This is a genomic window from Roseibium sp. Sym1, assembly GCF_027359675.1.
Taxonomy (GTDB): Bacteria; Pseudomonadota; Alphaproteobacteria; order Rhizobiales; family Stappiaceae; genus Roseibium.
On record NZ_CP114786.1, the window covers coordinates 5301710 to 5322647 of the forward strand.

Sequence of the window (20938 nt, forward strand, 5' to 3'; positions counted from 1 at the left end):
GTTCGTGGTGCGATTGTTTCCCAGATCCGGACAGACCACAATCTCAATTGTGAAATTGACCGCCGTGTCGCATTTCCTTAGCGTGAAGGTCCAATCCATTGCACCGGAATTTGCGCGAATGAAAAATGGCTCCGGAAACAGTCAGGCGTCGCGGCGCCGTCCGGGCCGCAGGATGTTGCCGATCCTCGTCCTCGCCGCAACGGGCGTCTGCGTGCCTCGAGCTGCCGAGGCGGGACTGCGCGTCTGCAACGGATCGGTCGACCTGGTGAATGTCGCAATCGGCTACGAGACCGAGGACGGCCTGCGCACCGAGGGATGGTGGACCATTACTTCGAATGCCTGCAGCCAGGTGCTGCAGGAACCACTGGGAAATGCCCGCTATTACCTTCATGTCGCTGACGGTTTTGGAGAAGGCAGGCTGGGCGGAGATATTACCCTTTGCATTCGCGAAGAAAAATTCGTTCTGTATGATGGCGATCAATGCTGGCAACGAGGGCTGATCGAGGCCGATTTCTTTCAGATCGAAACCGAAGGCGCCGCGGACTGGACAGTGCTTTTGTCCTACGACTGACCCGGGCTCGTACCAGGCGCCGGTGACCGGGTCGAAACAGGAATTGCAGGAACACTTCGGGGGGAATTGATGCGGAATGTCGTTCACTTGATTGCAGGTCTGGTCTTCGCCGTCGCTTGCGCGACCACTGCGCAGGCACAGGAAGTAACCGGCCAGATCAGTCTGGAACTCAACCAGCTGCAGTCAACCGCCGATGGCGGCTGCCGCCTGTCGATCATTGCCACCAACGGCCTGGAACGCCCCGTGGAGCAGTTGAGCCTGGAGATGGTTGCTTTCGACAAGGACGGCCTGGTTGACCAGTTTCTCGGGCTAAAATTCTCCCGCATTTCAGCCGGAAAGACCAAGATCCTTCAGTTCGCGCTGGCAGGCAAGTCATGCAACAGCATATCCCGCCTTCACGTCAACAACGTCACCAACTGTGTTCCCGCGAGCATCACGGATGTCTACTGTCCCGATCTCCTGAACCTGAGCAATCGCACGCCCATTCGCTTCGGCGACTGACCCCTTTGACGCGCCAAACGGATCATCACACGCATGGTTGAACTCTATAGCTCCCTGCTGGAACTGGGTGGCCCCGTCGTTCTCATTCTCCTGGCCATATCCGTGGCCGCGCTGGCTGTGATCCTCGCCAAGGTCTTCCAGTTCTCTTCGGCCCGTGTCGGACGTCATTCCCAGGTGCGCCAGGCCGTGGCCCAATGGCGCTCCGGCGACAGGGGAAAGGCCGCCCAGAATCTCCTGAAAGACAGGTCCCTGTCCGCCGCGCTTGTGCGCAGTGCCATGGATGCCATCCACATGCTGGACCAGCAGCCCATGGCGTCCCAGGAGCGGGACATCAGGGAGGAGCGCCTGCGCGAGGAAATCTCCGCCCGGGCAGCCGACCGACTGTTTGGGCTCGCCAGCTGGCTGAAAGCGCTCGATCTCGTGACGCAGATTGCACCGCTGCTCGGCCTCCTCGGCACGGTGCTCGGAATGATCGAGACGTTCCAGACGTTGCAGGATTCGGGCGCCTCGGCGAACCCGTCTACACTTGCCGGAGGCATCTGGGTGGCTCTTCTAACCACGGCCTGCGGCCTCGCCGTCGCCATTCCGGTGTCCGTCGCCGTGACCTGGTTCGAAACCCGGCTGGAAAAGGAACGGGCCGCGCTCGAGGTCCTGTTGACCGGTGTCTTCACAGCCGGTGCGGGCTCTGTCACCGTTTCATCGTGATACCTTGAACGCCGCCAGCGAATAAACGCCTGGTTCCGCCAGGATGGCGGCGATGCGCGCGGACGGCAACGTGCCGAAACGCGCCGGCTGGCGGGACGCCGGCCGGTTCCAGACCGCCAGGATCAGCGCCGTTTCCCGCTCCACGGCCGAGGTCAGGTGAACCGGGATCTTGAAACGCCACGCGCCCGCCGTCCGGGCGTTCGAGGCGGGTAGCAGGTAATCGCGGCCGTCATGGATACGTCCGGCGTCATCGATCAGGTAAAGTTCAGGCGGTCCCTTCCCACTCAGATCCAGTCCGGTCTCCCGGGCCGCGGCAATGCGCGCAAGCGGCAGGTCACGCTGGATCAGACCGGTCAGGAGCGCACCGCTCTTGACCAGTGTCTTGTCGAGTTCCACAAGTCCGGCCGCCTCGACGCCTCCGGACACTCCGAGCGCATCCAGCAAAGCGCATTGCTGCCGCGTTACGATCCGCAATTCTATGGACGCCTCGTAGCCCTGGTCGTCCGCAAACCGCCTGTCGAAAACAGCAAAGGGGCCGATTCCGGGTCCGAAGGCCGTTACCTGTGCATTGTCTGCCCCGGCCGAAACAACGGACAGGTGCGCACAATCACCGGCATTGTAGTTGCTGACGTATCTGGTGACGTCTGCAAGCGGGTCGATCGTCGCGACTTCCGCAGCCGGCACGATATCGGCGGGAGCCGAAGGTAGCTCGACGGACGGCACCGCCGCCGTATCAGGCTCCGCCGGTGACAGCGCAGCCACCTCTGTTTCGACCTGCTCGATCTCGGTAAGCTGTTGCTCAAGCGGCGACACGGTCTCGATCTGCGTGTTCTCAGCTTCCAGAACGGTCACCACCTCCTCCGTCTCGCCAACCAGAAGTGCGGTTTCCTCGGAAGAGATGACGGGCACCGGATTCGCAGCCACAACCGTCACCGGTTCCGCGTCGACCAGCGCTTCCGGTGGCGTTTCGCTCACTACCTGCGGCCCTGCCGCCACATCCACCGCCGCCTGGTCCACGATGAGAGACGCTGTCCCGTTTGGCGTTTCCGCGATCAGCTCCGTTCGCTCTTCCGAGGAAGCAATCACCTCCACTGCCTCGGCATCGATGGTGGTGAGCTCTTCCCTGTCCGGCTGCGCGAGCGGTGTATCGGTCACGTTTTCGGCGGCTATCTCTGCAACGGCTGGCGATGTGACCGCAAGCGGAACAACAGTGTCGGCCGGAGACAGCGATACGACAGGGATCGCCGGATCAGCAACGACAACCTCCGGATCCGGACCTGTTTCGGGCGGGACACTCTCGATTGTTTCCGCCGGTGGCACCTCGATCGCCTGGACCTGCACAGGGGCGACATTGGTCACTTCCGGGACCTCGGAAATGTCAATTTCATTTGGCGCAACCTGCGACAGGATTGGGACTTCCGCGCTTTCGATCTCTTCGACCGGAACGGTGGAAACGTCCGCGGGCTCGGCAGCCAATGGCTGCAAGTCCTTCAACTCGGAGGGAACGGCCGGCGCAAGCGGAACTTCGGGCCGGGTCGCGACCAGCGCGGGCTCGACAGGCTCTGAGGCTGTTGGCGAAGGTTCCGCAAGCGCGACATCCTCGAAGACCGGTCCGCCGCTTTCAATGATGACCTCGGTTTCCAGGGGAGGATCAACAGGCTCGTTTTCCCACTCCGTCAGCGGCAGGCCGAATAGGAAGATGGAGATGTGAAGTGCGACTGACACTCCGAGAACGGCCGGCCAGACATAGGCGGGTATCTCCCAGCGGTTTTCGAGATTGTAGGCCGCCGCGCTCAAGGTCCGTCCGCCTGCACCGTAACAAGTGTCAGCGCCGTCAGGCCGCTTGACCTTGCCTGTTTCGCGAGTGCAGCGACGAATTCCATCCTTGCCCGTTTGTCGACCTGTACGGTCAAACGGTCACTGCTCCGTGCCGCCTCCGCCAGATATTTGTTCAGTTCCTCGCGTTCCACGCGGCTGCCGTCAACCCAAACGCCACCATCCAGTGTCAGGACAAGTCCGCCCTGGATGCTGGACGCCCCCTCCCCTTGTGTTGTCTCTGCCCAGTCGAAGCCGTCCGGAAGCGGCGGCCGGAGAGTTCCGGACACGACCAGAAACAGCAGCAACAAGAACACGACATTGATCAGCGCGAGTGAGCTGTCCGCCCGCCGGTGGGGGATCAATTCCTGCAGATGAATGGGTTTCGTGTAGCGCTTCATGTCCGATCCCAAAACCGGGACAGTCCGATTGAACGTTTCCGGTCAGGGGACCACCTTGACCGTAGTTGCCGTGGCCCGCAAGACCGGTGCCCCCCGCATCAGGTTTTCAAAAAACGCATCCGCCTGCTTTTCACGCAGCTTGGACAGTCTGCCGGCAATATCCTCACCCACCATGGCGATGATCAGACCGGTTTCCTCAGCAGGTGTCTTCAAGGCCAATGGAACCACGAAGCCTGCGCCACCGTCATCCGTTTGCAGATAGGGAGAGATGTTGGACACTTCGCCCTTGCTGTTGACGAACACCAGCCCGAGTCCTCCCGTCGACGGGTCATATCCGGATATGCGTCCGGCCATGTTCTCGCCGACCGGGATGACGGTACGCTGCATGTCCAGGTGCAGTTCGGTGTTCACGTTGCCTTGCGGTGTGGCCCTGAGGAAGGAAATCGCGGGACATTGGGCATCTGAAACCAGGTTAACCTGGATCTTGGCCTCGAACCCCTGGCTCTGGGTGAAGTCGCTGTCAAAACTGATGAAGGGCGGCGTGCGCGAGGCAAATCCCTCGATCTCGGCAAGCCTTGCAGCTATTTCGATCGGTTGCAGATACATGCAGTCGCCCGCCTGGTAGCTGCTCACGAAATTGCGAACCTTGTCCTCGGGTTTCAAGGCTTCCTTCTCCGGAACCTCGTTCACCTGTTCATTCGACAGGGACGTGACTTCAGGACGCTCCTGGTCGGGACGTCCGGTCCCGGGATCTGTCGTGCCGGGCGGGATTGCCGGCGGTTCGGCAATCGTTTCCGGTTCTTTGATTTCGGGAGGCGTTTCGACAACCGGCGGGGTGACGGGCTGAACTTCCGGAACCACCGGAGCCTCTGGCGCGTCTTCGCGCGGTGACGCAACAAGGACGGGTTTCTGATCCTGATCGGGAACCGTCTGACCAACGAGGAAATAGACACCCGCCGCCCCGACACCGGCAATTCCCAAAAAGGACAGGGCAACCAGAACGCGCTTGGCCCAACTGGTCGAGGGCGGAGGCTGGTCGAGCGCGGCCTGCTCGGGTGGCGGCGACGACGGCCTGATCACTGTCCGGTCTTCCACCTGCCGCTGCATCGGTGCGCCGAGTGTCCAGCCGGCAATCTCCGCCATGCTTTCCGGCCGATTTGCCGGATCCGGCTGCAGCATCGCCTCCAGCAGCGGGCGGAACCGGTTGTCTATGCCGTCCAGTGACGGGATCTGGCGCCGCTTCTCGACGATCTGAACCTGCGTACCGCCCATGTCGACCTGGGTGCCGAGCAAGGCCTCAGCAATCACCAATCCGAGCGAATAGATGTCGCTTCGTGCCGTGACTTTGCCGTCGAATATGCCGACCTGCTCCGGGGACACGTAGTTCACCTTGCCGGCGAAACCGTCGCCAATGATCGTCGGTCCGCCGGTATTGGCCCTGGAAATACCGAAATCGATGATCTTCGCCTGGCCGACGTCGCCGTTCTGAAGAATGATGTTGTCCGGAGACAGATCCCGGTGGATGACCTCCCGGTCGTGGACCGCCTGAAGCGCGGATGCCAGGCGCTGGAGCAGCCGGAACACGGCTTCCGGTTCCAGTGGTCCCGATTGCAGGCGCGTCTTCAGGGACGGACCACCGACGAATTCCATGGCAAGGTAATAGATGCCAAGCGTCGGTTCCTTGGCAAAGACGTAATACTGTGTCAGCGCATCATGTTTCAGCTTGCGGAGAATTTTGGCTTCGCGCTTGAACAGGTCCAGGATCATTGGATCCTTGGAAAAGTTTGCCAGCAGAACCTTGACCGCAACCGGATCTCCGCTTTCCACGTCCCGGGCCCGGTAGACGGTTCCGATACCGCCGTCGGCGATATGTTCCTCAATCTCATAGAGATTGTTGAGCCGGGTTCCGGCCGGCAACAGTTGGTCCGCTGGGCTCATCAGTTGCGAGCTCCTTCATCCGGTGGCGCCCGGTCCACATCCACGATCACGACTGTCACGTTATCCGATCCACCTTCATTCAGGGCCCCGTTGATCAGCCCGTGCGCCGCCAGACTGGCTGCGCCGTTCATCAATAAGGTCCCGATCACACTGTCATCCAGGTGACCTGTCAAACCATCCGAGCATATCAGGAACCGGTCCCCCGACCGGAGATTTCCGGATACAAGTTCGAGTTCCAGGTCCAGCCCCGTCCCGATGGCGCGTGTAATGATATGACGTCTGGCAAAGGTCCTGGCCTCTTCCTTCGTCAGCACGTTCTGGTCGACGAGTTCCTGTGCTTCGGTGTGGTCCGTCGTCAACTGCTCCAGCTTGCCGTTGCGCAGGCGATAGACACGGCTGTCCCCGGCCCAGAGACAGGCGAAGTTTTTCTGGAAAGTCAGGAGGGCGGCGATCGTGGTTCCCATATGCGCGCCGTCGGCATTCCTGGACGCGCTCTCTATCCGGTCCTTTGCGGTGATCAATCTGCTTTCGAACTGCTCGAGCAGATCCTCACCGCTTCTTGGCGCCGCGATCGTGGTCAAGGCGTCGCGCACAAGCCCCGACGCCATCGCCCCGGCATACATTCCGCCGGCACCGTCCATCACGGCAAACACCCCCTTCTGCTCGTCGACAAAATAGGTGTCCTCGTTTTCTGCGCGAACCTTGCCGACATGGGTCATGCCGACGGCGAAACCCCGCAGTGTTTCCTCCTGAATCTCCGTCACGTTCGATGATCCTCCGGATGAGATCGCCCATGATGTTCCCCTGCCACGGCATCCAGACCTTCCGGCGCTGAATGGTGTTCCGGCAGCATCAGCCACCGGAACGTGTCTGCTGCCGGCAACCCGCCGCAGTCAAAGACAAATTCGGTTTCGCCGGCCGGGCACCTGAACCTGGACCTGACTGTCCCGTCGCTGTCCGGCGATGGCGCCAGCCGGGCCGCGTCCTGCAACAGGTCGCCGCCGTCCGAAGCCGCGGGCGGCTCAAGGTCCGCAATGGCAGTTTGAAAGTCTTCAAGCCTGGCCTCCTCCCGCAGGGCGCCCAGCAGAATGGCCTCGGCCGCGTCGAACCAGTCCTCCATGGGAACACCGTCCGTCCCCTCGGCAGCGGCGACAAGGGTCAAGGGAAACTCCCGGCCGACCTTGTCCACGCTCGGCATGAAGGCGCCGGCCACCGCTTTCGGCAACTTTTGCGTTTCAGTTGCGGTATCACCCGGCCAAATCCGAAACCTCCAGACCGGCATCGTCATGTAGGCCTCCTTCCAGGCGTCCCCCAGGTCCAGCCTGGATTGAGCGAGCCCCTGCATCAGGAACGGCTCCCACAGTTTCAAAAAGCCTTTCGGGCATTGCCCGATCACAAAATCCGAGCGGGCCGGCAACTTGCCGAAGTAACCGCAACTCATCTTAGAAACTCGTCGGGCAACTGAAGTCTCCGACCGCCGACAGGAAGAACGGGTTTGGCGATGTCCGCAACGTGATCGTGAACGCCACCTGGCGCCCGCCGAGGGTCTTGCGCACCACGAACTTGTTTTGACCCGAACTGACCCGGTTGGCCTTGATGAAGCGGTAGAATGCCCAGTCACCGTGGATTTCCTGACGGGATCGATACCCCGGAACTTCAGGCTGGATCACCAGAACGACACGCGGCGTCGCCGTGTTGCTGGGCCAGTCGAAATTCGCCGGCACAGGCTGGATGTCGGCGTTGAAGCCGGCGCCGCGCGTGACGAACACGACGTTGCCGTTCACTTCCAGGCTCGCCGAATCCGCCTGCTGTGACAGGGAGCGCGGAACCACCTGCAGGCCCACGGACGGGAACGCGTTGCCAGTCGGGAAAAACGATTCCTTGATCAGGTCGGCGCGCTCGAACTGGCGCAGGGTCGCATTGGACAGCCGCTCGGCCTGTGCCACGCCCGGTTTCCAGGTCCATGGCCTGTTGGATGTGTCCACGAGCGGCTTCAGGTTCTGCTCGAAGAAGCGCTGCATGATGCCGGCGGGCGAAAACAGCTTGGCGAATTCCGTCATCGGCACTTCGGAACGTCCGTTTTCAAACGGATAGTTCCGCCCGACAATCTGCCGGCACTGATCGACCACGTCGGCTTTCAGGCGCTCGTTGAGCTGGAAGATGGAATTGTCCTTGAACTCCTCGTCGAATTCCTCGGCCGCCTGAACGATCATCCTGTCGAAGGGCTTGGGGAATCTGGAAGCATTTCCGCGCAGCAGCTTGGCCTGGACCTGGACGTTGGCGTTGGCGTCCTGAGCCTGGACCGGGTTGTTGGCAACCAGCAGCAGGTTCTCTGAAATATCGTTGAAATTGCGCAGGAGACCATCGATCGCCCGGCTGTTTTCACCTTCAACCAGGACATGATAGGGCCGGAAATGGTCCTCGATGGCCTTGCCTGGAATGATCGCGGGGCCACTGCCACCGCCGGTCGCGCCACCGATTGCGCCAGACAGTCCGTCCGGTGCCAGCGCCTTCAGACCCGCCTCGAGGCCGATACGCTTCAATCCACCCGAAGAATCGAGCACGTAACGCTGGAAAATCTTTTCCGCAGCCTCGGACCCTGCATCCTGGGCATTCCCGCCCGACAATGCCCCGGCAATACCCTCGCTGGACAGGTCCTGGGTCAGGAGCGTTTCGCGGCGCAGGCTTTCCAGCAGCTGGACCAGTGGCGAAGTCGGCGCGGAGACCGCGCGCAAGGTCGTGTAGAGCGGCTTGTCCTCGCTCATCGACTTGAACTTCAGGTTTCCGAGCGCGGTTTCCCAGGCTTCAATGAAGTCCTCAGTGTAAAGGGCCAGCACCTCGCCCGGAAGCGACTGGTACTGATCGGCGAAAGCATCGACCTCGCCCACCTCGCCGAAGACCCATTTGTCACGCTCAAGCTCCTCGCGGATACCGGCAAGGTTCGGCAACACGGACAGATGGAAACCGGCATAGGTGAAGAACTTGTCGACCAGTACGGTGTCGAGCGTGTCCCCATTGGCGGTTTCGAAGACCGTCTGCATGTCCGAGCCGCCACGCTGTTCCGCGATCCAGTCCTCGCTCGCCAGACCGTTGGCGCGCGACTTGAGCAACGCGTACCCGCGTTCGGCCAGGCTGACGCGCGCCAGTTCCCGCTGGACTTCGGCGACCAGAACCCCGTCGAGCTGGTCGGTCAGCGGCCGCCCGCCGAAATCGAGCTCGAGCATGGCCGCCACGTGTTCATTCAGCGGCTGGCGAAAGATTTCGCCCTGCGGTCCGGGGAAGCTCTGCAGGAAGTCCGCCCGGAAAGAGTTCTTGATCTGGTCTTCGTCGATCTCGGGCGCGTCGCGCGCCACCATGCGATAGAGCTTCGCCAGATTGTAGAGCCGGTCAATGTCTTCGCCACCCGGTCCCGTGCGGTTGTCCAGCACAAAGGCCATCTGGTCCTCGATCCGCAGCAGCAGACGCGGCCGGAGCAATCTTTCCAGGCCACTCCGGTACGAGGTCACACCCGCAGCCACGAGACGTTCACGCTGGCTGAGGCCAAACTGCTCCAGGAACGGTGTGGGATCATTGCGGCTGTCATAGCCCGCCGGCAACGCCTTGAGTTTGTTGAGAACGTCAACAGTGCTCAGCAGATCATCGTCGCGAACGATCCGCTCGCCCAAAACGGTTTCGCCGGAGCTCCGGATACTGTCCACCGCCTGTGCTGTCTGGTCTATCAGTTCCTTGTTGTTGAGGTAACTCATGGTCCAGAGGCTGCCGAAGCCGAGGGTCACCAGCGCGATGGCCGCATAGGCGGCGATACGCGTCGCCGTGGCCATGCGAACGGCGGCCCGGTTATGCGTGACCCAGCCGGCCTCCCCGATGATCACCTTGGTCAGGAGATCGCGCAGGAAGTAGCTCTTGCCCTGACCGGACAGCGCGGCGGCCTGGTAGGCTGTCCCGAAGGCCTGGTTCATGGACCCGATCACCCGGTCGATCGCCGTACCGGTCTGGGTTCCGGACGTGAAATAGAACCCGCGCAATACCGCGTTCGGATAATAGCGGCTCGGCTCGAAAACGGCGTTCAGGAAGCCGGTCAGACGACCCTTGAGCGCCGCCACCTGGGTCGGAAACCCGTAAAGCATGAGCCGGGCACGCGGGTCCGGTTCTTCCTGCAGCCGGTCCGCCATTTCCTCGTTGAGACGTTCGACCAGCAGGTCGAACTCCGTCGGTGTCTCGGCCACCATGTTCTTGGTTTTTTCGCGGGTCTGGAAGGTTGCCCCCCAGACAAGATTGCGGCGGCTTTCCGGGTAGGAGCCGAAGAACTCCATGAAACCGGCAACCGTGTCCGCCTTCGTGAAGATGACATAGACCGGAAAATCGATCTTGAGCGTCTTGTAGAGTTCGATAAGCCGGGCGCGGATTGCGTCGGAATGCGCCTTCAACTCGTCGTCCGGCAGGGTCATCAGGTCTTCCAGGCTGATCGACACCATCACGCCGTTGACCGGTTGCCGGGGGCGCGCCTTGCGCAGGATGTTCAGGAAACCAAGCCAGGACTCCCGGTCATGCTCCTCGTCGGAATCCTGCGTGGTATAGCGGCCGGCCGTATCTATCAGGACCGCCGTTTCGGCAAACCACCAGTCGCAATAGCGCGTGCCGCCGAGCCCTTCCAGCTTCTGCGCCTCCCCCTTGCCTCTCGAGGCGGCGAATTTCAGGCCGGAATGCATCAACGCCGTCGTCTTGCCCGCTCCCGGCGGACCGATCATCAGGTACCAGGGCAGATCGTAAAGATAGGTGCGGGTGTTGCCGCTCGATGTTTTCAGCGTCTTGAGCGCGTCCTTCATGCGCTCCGAAAGGATCTGGAGATCCTCTTCGCTGGCCTTGGGCTGCAGGATTTCCCGCTCAAGGGCCCTGTTGGCTGCAATCCGCTTGTAGATGCGCCAGGCCTGCCAGCCGCCGACGGTAAGAATGATCAGGAAGACAAGCAGCAACCGTACCCACAAAGGCTCAAACGGGCGCACGCCCGCAATCGCAAGAAAGGGACCGCCGAACCAGATCAGGGCCACCAGGGCGAGTATGCCGAGAAGGATAGCCGTAATTCCGAGCCAGAATTTCATCGATAAAGCCTTATTCTGGTTCTAGTTGTTAATGACCAGGCCGCCGCCTGCCGGTTTCAGGAAGACCTCGACACGCCGGTTCAGCGCCTTGCCGTCCCGGGTCGTGTTGGGGGCAATCGGCTCGTCCGCACCGCGCCCTTCCACCTCGACCCGGTCGGGTGCCTGCAGCACGGCCTTCATGACTTCGGCCACCGATTTGGCCCGTTCGACCGACAGGTGCCAATTGGTCGGGAAACGGGGATTGTTGCGGATCGGGTCGCTGTCGGTATGTCCGACAACGAGGATTTCGCCATCAACCTTGTCCAAAGTCTGGCTGACCTGCTCGACCAGCAACTGGAACTCCGGACGCAACGTTGCCGCGGCAACGTCGAACTGGGCGCGCATGCGCAGCATGATGGCCGGACCGGCCTGCTGGATCTCGACCCCGTCGAGGCCGGCCAGCTGTTCGGAAACCGTGTCGATCGGAGCGTCTTCCGGTGGTGGCGGGGCCGGAGGCGGTTTCGGCCTGTAGCCCTCGCGAGCCAGTTCGACAGGCCCCGTGGGATAGAGCGACGCGGCGCGGCCGGCAACGACCTCGCTGCCGCTGGACAGGAGCAGCAGGAGAGTGACATAGCCGCCCAGCAGCAATGCGCCGGCAACCGCGGCCACCGACCAGATCGGAATTGAAAAGCCGGTGCGCCGCTGCAGAAGTTCAAGGCCGCGCCAATGCGGTGACAGGTCATCGCCCGGGCGCGGGCGCACACGCCGCAGGATCTCATGAAGATCGCGGCGTTCGCGCTCAAGTCCCTGCTGTCCGCCCTGGATCGCACGATATTTTCCGTAGAACCCGAGCGACAGACAGGCATGCATCACTTCCAGAACGCCGTAATTGCGACCGGGGTCCTGCTTTGCGTTTTCCAGCAGCTGGAAAAATTCGACCCCGCCGGTGGCCTGGCCGAAAAACTGCGTCAGCATGGAATATTGCGTCCATTGGTGACGTCCGGCAGAAGGCAGGTTCTGAACGATATCGTCGGACGTCGCGCACAACGCATAGGCCGCCGAGCGGATCTGGTCGTCCGTGATGCCCGCGCTGCGCAGATCTTTTTCGAATGTCTTGATGGCGTTGTAGACATCGCGCATCAGCTGGTCGAACTGCGCGTCGGTCATGGTCAGGTGCAGGCGGCCGAGCAACAGAAGCAGCGGAGCGGCGGCACGCGAAATGGGATTGCGGTTGGCGACGCGGATCTGGTTGATGTCCGGCGTGTGGGCCAGTTGCCCGGACTGTGGTGCCGGTCCGGCTTGCGGTTGCGCAGGCGCTGCGCCGGGCCCCGGCGGAGGTGTGTGAAGATCAGGTGCCTGCTGCTGGCCATATTCATAGCCCGCCGGCGTCGCGGCATAGGGATCTGCCTTGCCCGCGCCGCCACTTTGCCAGGGATCGCTCCCCCCCTGTTGTGCCGGAGGCTGCTGTGGCGGCGGCGGAGGTGCCCCTTGGGGCGACGCTGCGGGTGGCGACTGAGGCGGCTGTTGAGGCTGCCCTGCCGGCCCGGTCGGGCCGGCAGGCTGGTCCTCTTTCCATCGACCGCCCGGATTGGGCATGACAATGGTTTTGCCCTTGCGCTTGGAGACGCCAAAGGGGTCGTCCTTGTCCGACATCAACGGCCCTCCCGGATGGCATAGAATTCAAGCTGCAGGTCCGGCCAGTTGCCGGAGAACTGAAGCCCGACCGCCGAATCCTGGCTGAATTCGCGCCACAGGGGCGTCGTCTTGTCGAGGCGAAAATAGACCCGGTCCGTCAGGGCGCGAATTTGCGCCGGCGGCACCGGCATGTGGATCAGCGGGATGCCCGGCAGGTTGGAATAGACGATCTGGCGCATCTGACCGAACGGCCCGACCTTGAACAGTTTGGGAAACTCGTTCTGGATCTCGGTCAGCGGACGACGTGCCGCCACCTCGATCACAAAGCTTGCCTGCGAGAACAGGTTCCGGTCGACCACCGTCGACTTGAATGCGTTCGGAGCAAGCTGTTCCAGGGGAAGACGAATCGCCCGGCGATCGTAACCGGCAGACAGGAACGCCTGGATATCCGACAGCACCGGCTTGAAGATGTCGTGCAGCTTGTCATGATCGTAGACAGGATAGTTGCGCGCCCGGCGCTCTTCCGTCGCAAAGGTCGCAAGTTCACCTGCAAGCTGGAGAAACTCAGAATACAGCCGCTCGGGATGCACGTAGGCCGACTTTCGCAGATGCATCAGCAGCGGATAGGTCCGGTTGAGCATCTGAAGGGTCAGGTAGTCGAAGTTCTGCAAGCCGCCGCCCGCAGACGTGTCGGCTGCGTACCGGGCCAGTTCACTGAGCTTGCGCTCCACCCAGCCGATCACGGAATCGATCCAGCCCGTGACCACAGGATGAACATGGCAGGCCAGCACGGGCGGAGCGAAAGCCCCGTCCGTTATCACGATCCTGTCCTTGATCTCGGTGATCCGCGCAACGGGCAAACACACCTGGCCCGGATGGGGAGTCGAGCGGATTGAATAGGTCAGTCGCGGATGGGCAACGTCGATTTCCTCCTCCTGGCGGATTGCGGAGGTGGAATCGATAATGGTCTCGCGGTTCTGCACATAACGTGTTGCCGCGTCATCCTTGCCATTGGCGACCTCAACCGCGTTGACCGTGGTTTCCGGAATCCCGAGCCAGACGATCTGGCCCGCGGCGTCTTCCGGAACGTCGATCGCCGGAGGCGGCGTGCCGTCGGCAGGGAAGTTGAACACCGTTCCATCGGCAAAGATGCCGCGCCCGTAACGCAACGCAAATCGGCATTGCTGACCGACATCCTGGTCGATTTCCAGGTCAGAGAACCCCCACGGATAGGGAGACGCGAGCCGCACCCGCTCATCCAGCAGGTGTTCCGCGTAACGGTCGCTTTGCTGCAAATGGTGCGGCCGCAAAAACAGGCCTTCGGTCCATGCAACCTTGCTATACCACGACATTAAGTCACTGCTCCCTTGATGCTGTCGGCGCCTGCGCGCTCTTTGACCGCAATAGCTTAATCAAATCCTCCGGGGATCGCCCCCGGATCGTCCTTGCTCATTTCCTCGTAACTCTCGGTGAAATACTGCGTGAAAACACCCACGAGACCATCGTCATAAGACTTGGTCAGTGATGTCCAGCGCTCTTCCAGCCGTTCCCAGAGTTTGGCTTTCTGGTTTCCGAATGTGCTCTTGGCAACCTGGCCTTCCGCTTCAATAGCCGTCGGCGACAGGGTTTCATCGAACCGCGCTGCAGCCTTTTGCATGGCGGCATAGGTCCACACATGGTGTTTCTGAATATCCTTGAACGCCGCAGACATGGCCTTTGGCAGGGGCAGATAGCCATCTTCCTCCGCGCGTTGTGACAACATTGTCTGCAAGGCCATCTGCGGGGTTGGCGAGAATTTCAGGGCATTGTTGCCGGTGCGCGCAATCAGCGTCCTGTTGGCATTGCGCGTCATTGCCTTGACCTGGCTGCGAGCCTGAAGCAGGCCCATCAGGTCTCCGGCGATGCCGTTAAGCACCGTCCCGAGTTCCCGAGCGAACTCTTCCGGGTCCCGGTCCCTGAGAGCATCGGGCGGCAGCCCTGCCCCTTCCGCGAAGGCCTTCAGGAAATCAATGGCATCACCGGCGACAGGTTGACCTGTATCGCCCTGCGGACTGCCCGGTTCCGACGCGGGAGGAACCGGCGGCATGGAAGGTTCAGCAGCGATCTGCGGACTGACCTTCTCCACACTGACGGCCGGGGCCGGCGTGGCGGCCGGGGCCTCCGGGGTGATGGATGAAGCCGTGTCGTCGCCCGGCCAGACCGGGGCTTCGGAAACGGAAGATCCTTCCTGCTCCGGAACGCCACCTGGTTCGAAGGCCGGTTCGGCCTGTTGTGGAGACGCCGCAGGTTCCAGGTCGGGCATCTGGAACATCGGTTCCGGTGTCGCGCCCGGCCCCTCGCCGGCTGCCGGCGGGAACGCTCCGGGTTGACCGGCTGTCGAGACCGGCTCCCTGTGAAGGTCCGGCTGCTGGGCAAGATGGTCCAGCGGATCGGCCTGGGAGGGACGCGCCGGTTCACGATCCGGCTGTTGCGCCTTCGGGTCATAGAGAGCTGGATCCGCGTTGCCCCAGCCGTGTCCCTGCTGGCTCCAGACGTCGTCCGCCGGTGTTCCGATCCCTGCATCTCGTGATGGTGGAGCGTGCGGGCCTTCGAAACCGGCGCCAGGGGTCGCCCAGGGACCGCCGGCCGGTTCGGAAGGATACGGTGCCTGAGGCGCTGCCGGTCCCGGGCCGGACGGCCAGGCGGATCCGGCGCCGACCGCTTCGGGTTGCGGTGCATTCCAGGGCTGACCTTGCTGATAGGGTGCGGGGGCAACCGCGCTTGCCGAGGAACCCTGGTCCCGTGCGGCGGAATTCTCCAGAGACACGGCGATGATATAGTCGCCGATCATCACGCGATCACCGGACCTCAGCACGTGAGCCTTGTCCATCCGCGTCTGGCTGCCATTCAGGAAGGTGCCGTTGGTGGAAAAATCATAAAGGACGAACTGGCCACCTTCGAACCGCACCTCGCAGTGTTTTCCCGAGATCACGCGCTGCGGGTCGGGCAGGCTCCAGTCAAGATGCTCGTGCCGGCCAATATCGAATCCGCGATCGGCACAGCTGTAGGACAGCTGCCCGCCGCTTTCCAGTCGGTCAACATTCTCGATCTGGAGAGTGATACGCATTCCCGCAGAATTCCCTTGTTCGTCTTCAGACCGGTGAGGCCTGGCTGTTCACACTGACAACCGGCATCGAACCACCGCCGGCGAATGACAGCCCGGCAGTCAAGCAGGATCTCAAGGCCTGTTCACGCTCATCAGGCATGAGCGACCCCAGCGCGATCAATACCGCTGCATTCACGGCTTTCGCCGTCAGATCGTCCGGCATTTCGACACGATGGTCCGGGTTCGGGGACAAGGACCCGCCAGACCATCCGGCGGCAAATCCGATCCACACGGAAGCGCTGTCGTTCTTCGCCGCCTCCGCCGCCGCATGCACAGCCGCACGGGCGTCCTCGTCGCCTTCGCGCACCCAGTTTTCACTCAGTTCCAGGACTTCACGGTCATGCTCGTTCGAGACAGCATCAAGCCCCTTGACGCAATGCATGCCCCACCAGACAGCCTCCCGTTTCGGCAGGACGTGCGCGAAATAGGCAATCGCCCTGTTCGGCTCCTCGCTTTCCTGCAGCTCGAGCGCATAGTCCTCCGGAGCAACGTCACCGCTCGGTTCGCTGACCGTCTCCGACAGGTCCGGATATGTTTCAAACACCTGTTTCGCCTTTGTAAAGCGGATACGTGATCCCATCTGCTCTACTCCGTTCTTTGTCTTTGCTTCGTTATCAAGACCAGCGCATCAATTGATCTTCACCAACGGCGCGTTGACGACGACCATCGCGTCGCCCTTGACCTTGTTCATCAGTCCCTTGGTCGTCATCATGGTCTGGGCGATCACATCGATCTTCAATGCCTCGATCTTGATCGACATCGGGGTCATGGTGATCTTGCTGGTGCCGCAAATGAACTCGATCTTCGTACCGGCGGTCACCTTCCAGTTCATGCCGATTTCCTCGGTCGTGTTCTTGCCGACCTTCTCTGTCCGGTTGACGTCGATCTTTGTCTCGCGGCAATTTTTGACATGGAGCGTCTCGTTGTTCTCGATAACGGTGTCCATGTCCTTCTGCGCATGGATCCCGATCTGCTCCTGGCCTTTCGAATCGTCGAGCACGAATTCGTTGTAGCCACCGCCGCCGACGGTCGAATCGGATTTGACCCCGGCCTTGTTCTTCTCGCCCGGCAAGGAGTATGGCGGCATGTTCTCCGCGTTGTAGACCGTGCCGACGATGATCGGCTGGTCCGGGTCTCCTTCCAGGAATTGAACGATCACCTCCTGGTCCACGCGCGGGATGTAGATGCCGCCCCAATTCTTGCCGGACCACACCTGAGCCACACGCACCCGCCGAGATTGCGTCTTGTCGCGGTCCCAGTGAAATTCGACCATGATCTGGCCGTACTCGTCCACATCGATTTCGCCTTGCCCCACGACTTTTGCCGTCTGCGGGCCGGGAATGCGGGGTTTGCGGGTCACGGCCGGCGTACGGAACGGGATGTCGGAAGCCAGAACATCATAGGTGCCGGTATAGGCTTCTCCCTGGGCACCACCGCCGCCGGACCGGTATTGTTCCGTGATGATCTGGTGGCTCGCGCGCACCACGAGGTATTCCTTGTTCTGGGGACCGTGCGGATGGTCCTTCAGCGTGAACAGGCCACCTGCATAGATCCGCGGAACTTCACCCGCTGTCTCGATCCTCTTGTCCGCGGCCTGCTCGGCTTCGAGACGGATCTTGGAAAAGGTAGTGCCCTTGTCCTTTTCCGTATACCGGCCGGGGTAATCGTAGTTTTCGAGCGATCCGGCGCGATAGGCAGAGCCGGCGTCGCGGTCCGCCTCGAGGGCCGCGCTCGGTTTCTCGAAATCGTAATCGTTGACCGCGAATTTCCCGGTGCGGAACCGGCGCGTGGGCACCCAGTGGTGAAGATGTTCCTCCTGCCGCTGACTGTCCCCGCCAAGAGGGATGAAAGGTATCGTGGACTGGCCGATGATCGGGCTGTAGGACGACTTGGCGTCGGCGAGGATCATCGTGTGCTTGCCGTCCTCGTGCTCGAAGAAGTACGAAATCCCGAACTCCTCCATCAGGCGACGGCAGAAATTGTAATCGGATTCCCGGTACTGGACGCAATAGTGAATCGGATCATAGCTCTCGGTGAGCTTGTCGCGGAATTCGGCAAAATCATGTTCGCCGAGAACCTCGGAAATAATGTCCGGCGCCGACTTGTCCTTGAAAATCCGGCAATTGGCATTCTTGGTCAGCAGCCAGAACCAGGGCTTCAGGGTCAGCCGGTAGATGTAATAGGCGTCGCGGTGGCCGAGCCACCTGGCGTCGGTCAAGAGTCCGTCGAAATAGCGGGTATCGCCATTGTTGGTGTGGACTTTCACCGTCATGTGCGTGGCAATGGCCTGATCGAAGTCCAGGTCCTCTTTCTGGCTGACGACCTCGAGGCGTATCTCGTAGTCGTCGCTGAGGCCTTCGTCACATTCGACGGTGACCACGGACAGCTCGTCCTTGCCAAAGACCGATGTCAGCTCGGCCATCCGCTGCTTTTGTTTGAGTTGTCCTAAGGCCACGAAAGCTCTCCTCGGAAATACTGCGATTGCTGACAAAGGCAGCCTTGCGGCCACCGCTTATCAACTCCTATCGCCTTTCCGCAAAAAATAATGTGCTCAAGAACACAGTTGATGCAAATACTATACGCTCTTCCCGCCCGCGTGACGAAACGAAGCCAAACTCCTTACCCTGCTGTCCGCAAACGTTCGGACATCGGGTGTGACACTCATGGACAGCTCTCCAACGTCATTCCACCGGCTCTCCTCTTGCTTCTTACTCACAAAAAGACATACTGACATCAAATCGCACTTTAGTGACTTTCGCCACACTAATATTCCATTCGTTATGGCACGATACATTTCGAAACCCCAATGCGATAACGCATTCGAACACTCCACAAGGGAGGATTGAGATCGTGACCCCTATTAATGACCTGATTGGCCTGCGCATGCCGGCTCAAAACACACTTCGCCGGTTGTTTCTGGCAACCGCACTAAGCTTTGCAATTGGTGGCCTCGTGCCCTCGGCACCCGCCGCGGCCCAGGACCCGACCTACTCCGCCGACGAAGTCACCCGGCACTTCAAGCAGCTGAAAACCCGCTCCCTGAAACCGACCGGCGCCACGCGTGCGCTGTGTATCGGCACGCGTGACGAATGCAACCCGAACGCGGCGCAGGCCGACGGCGGTCAGGTTGCCGTCACCAAGGAGAACGCGGATGGCCAGGGCGAAACCGCCACCGCCAATGCACCGGCGCCCCTGGTGGTCGATCCTGAAACCAAGGCAATCGATGACGCCTTCAACCTGCTGGTCTCCTTCGAGTATGCCTCCGCACGTCTGAGCGGTGCTGCCAAGGCCAATCTTCGGGAGTTCGCGAAGGGCATCAACGACCCGGAAATCGCGGGCGCCAAGTTTGTGATCGAAGGCCATACCGACGGTATCGGGTCGGAGAGCTACAACCAGCGTCTGTCGGAGGACAGGGCCCAGGCCGTCACGCAGTTCCTGGTTACGCTCGGTGTCAGCCGCAATCGCCTGAAGACCATTGCCTATGGCGAATCCAGGCCCAAGGTCGCGGACATCAACGATCCGGCAAACCGGCGGGTCGAAAGCAAGCTGGTCCTCGAGCAGTAAGCGCCTGAGTGCAACACTGGCCGGCCTTTCAGCCGGCCAGGGCAATTTTTGTTATCCGGGACTGAGCCCGGGCGGTTTTTTCGGGGTGGGGAGCACCTATGAGTTTTGATCCCGACACATACGGCACCGAGATTGCTCCGGGTGCCGGATGCGGACCAGATCTGTACGACACCGAGCCGGCCTTTGCCGCCCTGCTCGATTCCTGCGAAGAACTCCTGCCGGAGCGTTTCAGTGAATTCGACCGGTCGGAAATCGACTTCACAGACCTGTTCAAGCAGATGGAGGGCTTCCTCAAGCAATCGAGGGACCTGAGGCTTCTCGTCATCCTGGCTCAATTCGGCATTCTTGCCGGACAACTTCATACCTTTGCCAATGCGGTGCGAATCATCCGCAGACTTCTGGAAAACCAGTGGGACACCGTTCATCCTCAGGATGCTGATTTCGGGTATATGGAACGGGTCGGCGCGCTCGAGGCGCTAAACAACCGCCCGGCGGTGATCCTGCCGCTGGAGGCGGCCCCGCTTCTCAAGACACGCAGGGCCGGACCGATCAGCCACCGTGCCATTCAGATCGCGGCGGGCAATGCCACGGCGCGCCCCGACGAACACACGATCTCGCTGGGAGCGATAGAAGCCGCCCTGACATCCGGCGAACTGGAGCAGGACGCGATCGACGAGGTCCTGGCGGACCTGTCCGAGCTGCCCGACGAGATTGAGGCTATTTCTCTTATCTGCACGCAAAAACTTCAGGAAGCCGGCGCGAAGGCGGCACCGCCGAACTACGATGCGCTCGTGACCCTGCTCAGGGAGATGAGCACCGAGCTGAACACCCGTCTCGGGCGGATTGCCCCGGACGAAGACGGTGGCTCGGAAAACGATGCTCCAGCCGAGAGTGAGCAAGCGCAGGCGACCTCTTCCGAGGGGCAGCAGGACATCACCAATGCGGCCCAGGCGAAACTTATTCTTGATGCCGTCGAGGACTATTTTGCCTCGCGTGAACCTTCCCACCCTGCCCTGTTCCTGGTTCGTGAAGCACGGGGCCTTGTCGGGAAGTCCTATCTGGATGCGCTGAAAATCCTGATGCCGCGCCGATTTGACGACGTGGCACTTCTGCTCGGGACCAGCGGCCTGCAACTGTCCAACGACAGGCTTGTCGACCTTAATGAAAACGACGACCGTGATCTGGGCAATATTGACGATTTTTCAGTAATGGTAATTGAAAGCCGGACAGATGCCATGAAAGGCATCGCGGCCGTGAGGGGCTATTATTCGAGCAACGAGCCGACCAGCCCGATTCCACTCCTCCTCGAAGAAGCACAGAACATGAGTTCGGGTTCGTTCACGGGCCTGCTCAACATGTTCCTGCGACCTGAAGAGGATTGAGCCCACGCGATGCCTCGCCGGGCATTCCGTATAGTTTGCAGGTTCATTCTTGACACCAACGATCAACAGGTCCTCAATATTTGAAAGAAAATTCCAAACCGCCGATCGTGTGACTGCGATCACTTTTAATTTCGGATAATCGAAGTACATAGATAATCAACAGAACAAACGCAGGGCGAAGATTTTTTTTAGAAACCAACATC

At 61.0% G+C, this 20938-nt stretch carries 16 protein-coding genes; 5 read left to right on the forward strand and 11 right to left on the reverse strand.

The features are described 5' to 3' along the window. Window positions 1–118: 118 nt before the first annotated feature. The 3 genes from O6760_RS24695 (at window position 119) to O6760_RS24705 (ending at window position 1777) form a co-directional block, all read left to right on the forward strand. Window positions 119–571, forward strand: coding sequence for a DUF1036 domain-containing protein (locus O6760_RS24695; protein ID WP_269582304.1), 453 nt, complete (start codon window positions 119–121; stop codon window positions 569–571). A gap of 69 nt (window positions 572–640) precedes the next feature. Further along, window positions 641–1072, forward strand: a complete 432-nt coding sequence (locus tag O6760_RS24700) for a hypothetical protein (RefSeq protein ID WP_269582305.1) — start codon at window positions 641–643, stop codon at window positions 1070–1072. Window positions 1073–1105: 33 nt separating this feature from the next. Then, window positions 1106–1777 carry a MotA/TolQ/ExbB proton channel family protein gene (locus O6760_RS24705; protein ID WP_269582306.1) on the forward strand — a complete coding sequence of 224 codons (672 nt, stop codon included), beginning with the start codon at window positions 1106–1108 and terminating at the stop codon, window positions 1775–1777. Here the strand turns inward: O6760_RS24705 and O6760_RS24710 are convergent. Genes O6760_RS24710 through O6760_RS24760 form a run of 11 tightly spaced genes read right to left on the reverse strand, consistent with a single transcriptional unit; the run spans window position 1769 to window position 18244 of the window. Then, window positions 1769–3574: a hypothetical protein gene (locus O6760_RS24710; protein ID WP_269582307.1), complete on the reverse strand. Its 1806-nt coding sequence runs from the start codon at window positions 3572–3574 to the stop codon at window positions 1769–1771. The genes O6760_RS24705 and O6760_RS24710 overlap by 9 nt on opposite strands. Then, window positions 3571–3993, reverse strand: a complete 423-nt coding sequence (locus O6760_RS24715; RefSeq protein ID WP_269582308.1) for a biopolymer transporter ExbD — start codon at window positions 3991–3993, stop codon at window positions 3571–3573. The genes O6760_RS24710 and O6760_RS24715 overlap by 4 nt, the downstream gene beginning before the upstream one ends. Before the next feature lie 42 nt (window positions 3994–4035). Next, entirely contained in the window at window positions 4036–5931 is a 1896-nt protein-coding gene (locus O6760_RS24720) for a serine/threonine protein kinase (RefSeq protein WP_269582309.1), read from the reverse strand. Then, the gene (locus O6760_RS24725; RefSeq protein ID WP_269582310.1) at window positions 5931–6695 is read right to left on the reverse strand and encodes a PP2C family protein-serine/threonine phosphatase; all 765 of its coding nucleotides are present in this window, start codon (window positions 6693–6695) and stop codon (window positions 5931–5933) included. The genes O6760_RS24720 and O6760_RS24725 overlap by 1 nt, the downstream gene beginning before the upstream one ends. Beyond that, window positions 6692–7372: a type VI secretion system-associated protein TagF gene (gene tagF / locus O6760_RS24730; protein WP_269582311.1), complete on the reverse strand. Its 681-nt coding sequence runs from the start codon at window positions 7370–7372 to the stop codon at window positions 6692–6694. Before tagF ends, O6760_RS24725 begins: the two co-directional genes overlap by 4 nt. A gap of 1 nt (window position 7373) precedes the next feature. Next, window positions 7374–11030 (reverse strand): type VI secretion system membrane subunit TssM, encoded by a 3657-nt coding sequence (gene tssM, locus O6760_RS24735; RefSeq protein WP_269582312.1) that lies wholly within the window; start codon window positions 11028–11030, stop codon window positions 7374–7376. Window positions 11031–11051: 21 nt separating this feature from the next. Next, entirely contained in the window at window positions 11052–12662 is a 1611-nt protein-coding gene (gene icmH, locus O6760_RS24740; RefSeq protein WP_269582313.1) for a type IVB secretion system protein IcmH/DotU, read from the reverse strand. Beyond that, the gene (tssK, locus tag O6760_RS24745) at window positions 12662–13996 is read right to left on the reverse strand and encodes a type VI secretion system baseplate subunit TssK (RefSeq protein ID WP_269582314.1); all 1335 of its coding nucleotides are present in this window, start codon (window positions 13994–13996) and stop codon (window positions 12662–12664) included. Before tssK ends, icmH begins: the two co-directional genes overlap by 1 nt. A gap of 56 nt (window positions 13997–14052) precedes the next feature. Further along, the gene (gene tagH / locus O6760_RS24750; RefSeq protein WP_269582315.1) at window positions 14053–15750 is read right to left on the reverse strand and encodes a type VI secretion system-associated FHA domain protein TagH; all 1698 of its coding nucleotides are present in this window, start codon (window positions 15748–15750) and stop codon (window positions 14053–14055) included. Between the two features lie 25 nt (window positions 15751–15775). Continuing rightward, window positions 15776–16369 carry a DUF6931 family protein gene (locus tag O6760_RS24755; protein ID WP_269582316.1) on the reverse strand — a complete coding sequence of 198 codons (594 nt, stop codon included), beginning with the start codon at window positions 16367–16369 and terminating at the stop codon, window positions 15776–15778. A 48-nt stretch (window positions 16370–16417) separates the two neighbouring features. After that, on the reverse strand, window positions 16418–18244 hold the full coding sequence (locus tag O6760_RS24760; protein WP_269582317.1) for a type VI secretion system Vgr family protein: 1827 nt from the start codon (window positions 18242–18244) through the stop codon (window positions 16418–16420). 395 nt (window positions 18245–18639) lie between these two features. Here O6760_RS24760 and O6760_RS24765 point away from each other — a divergent pair, with 395 nt between their 5' ends. Both O6760_RS24765 and O6760_RS24770 read left to right on the forward strand, forming a co-directional pair. After that, a complete protein-coding gene (locus tag O6760_RS24765; protein ID WP_269582318.1) occupies window positions 18640–19353 on the forward strand; it encodes an OmpA family protein in 714 nt (237 codons plus the stop codon). Between the two features lie 98 nt (window positions 19354–19451). After that, window positions 19452–20735, forward strand: a complete 1284-nt coding sequence (locus tag O6760_RS24770; protein ID WP_269582319.1) for a type VI secretion system protein TssA — start codon at window positions 19452–19454, stop codon at window positions 20733–20735. Window positions 20736–20938 lie beyond the last annotated feature (203 nt).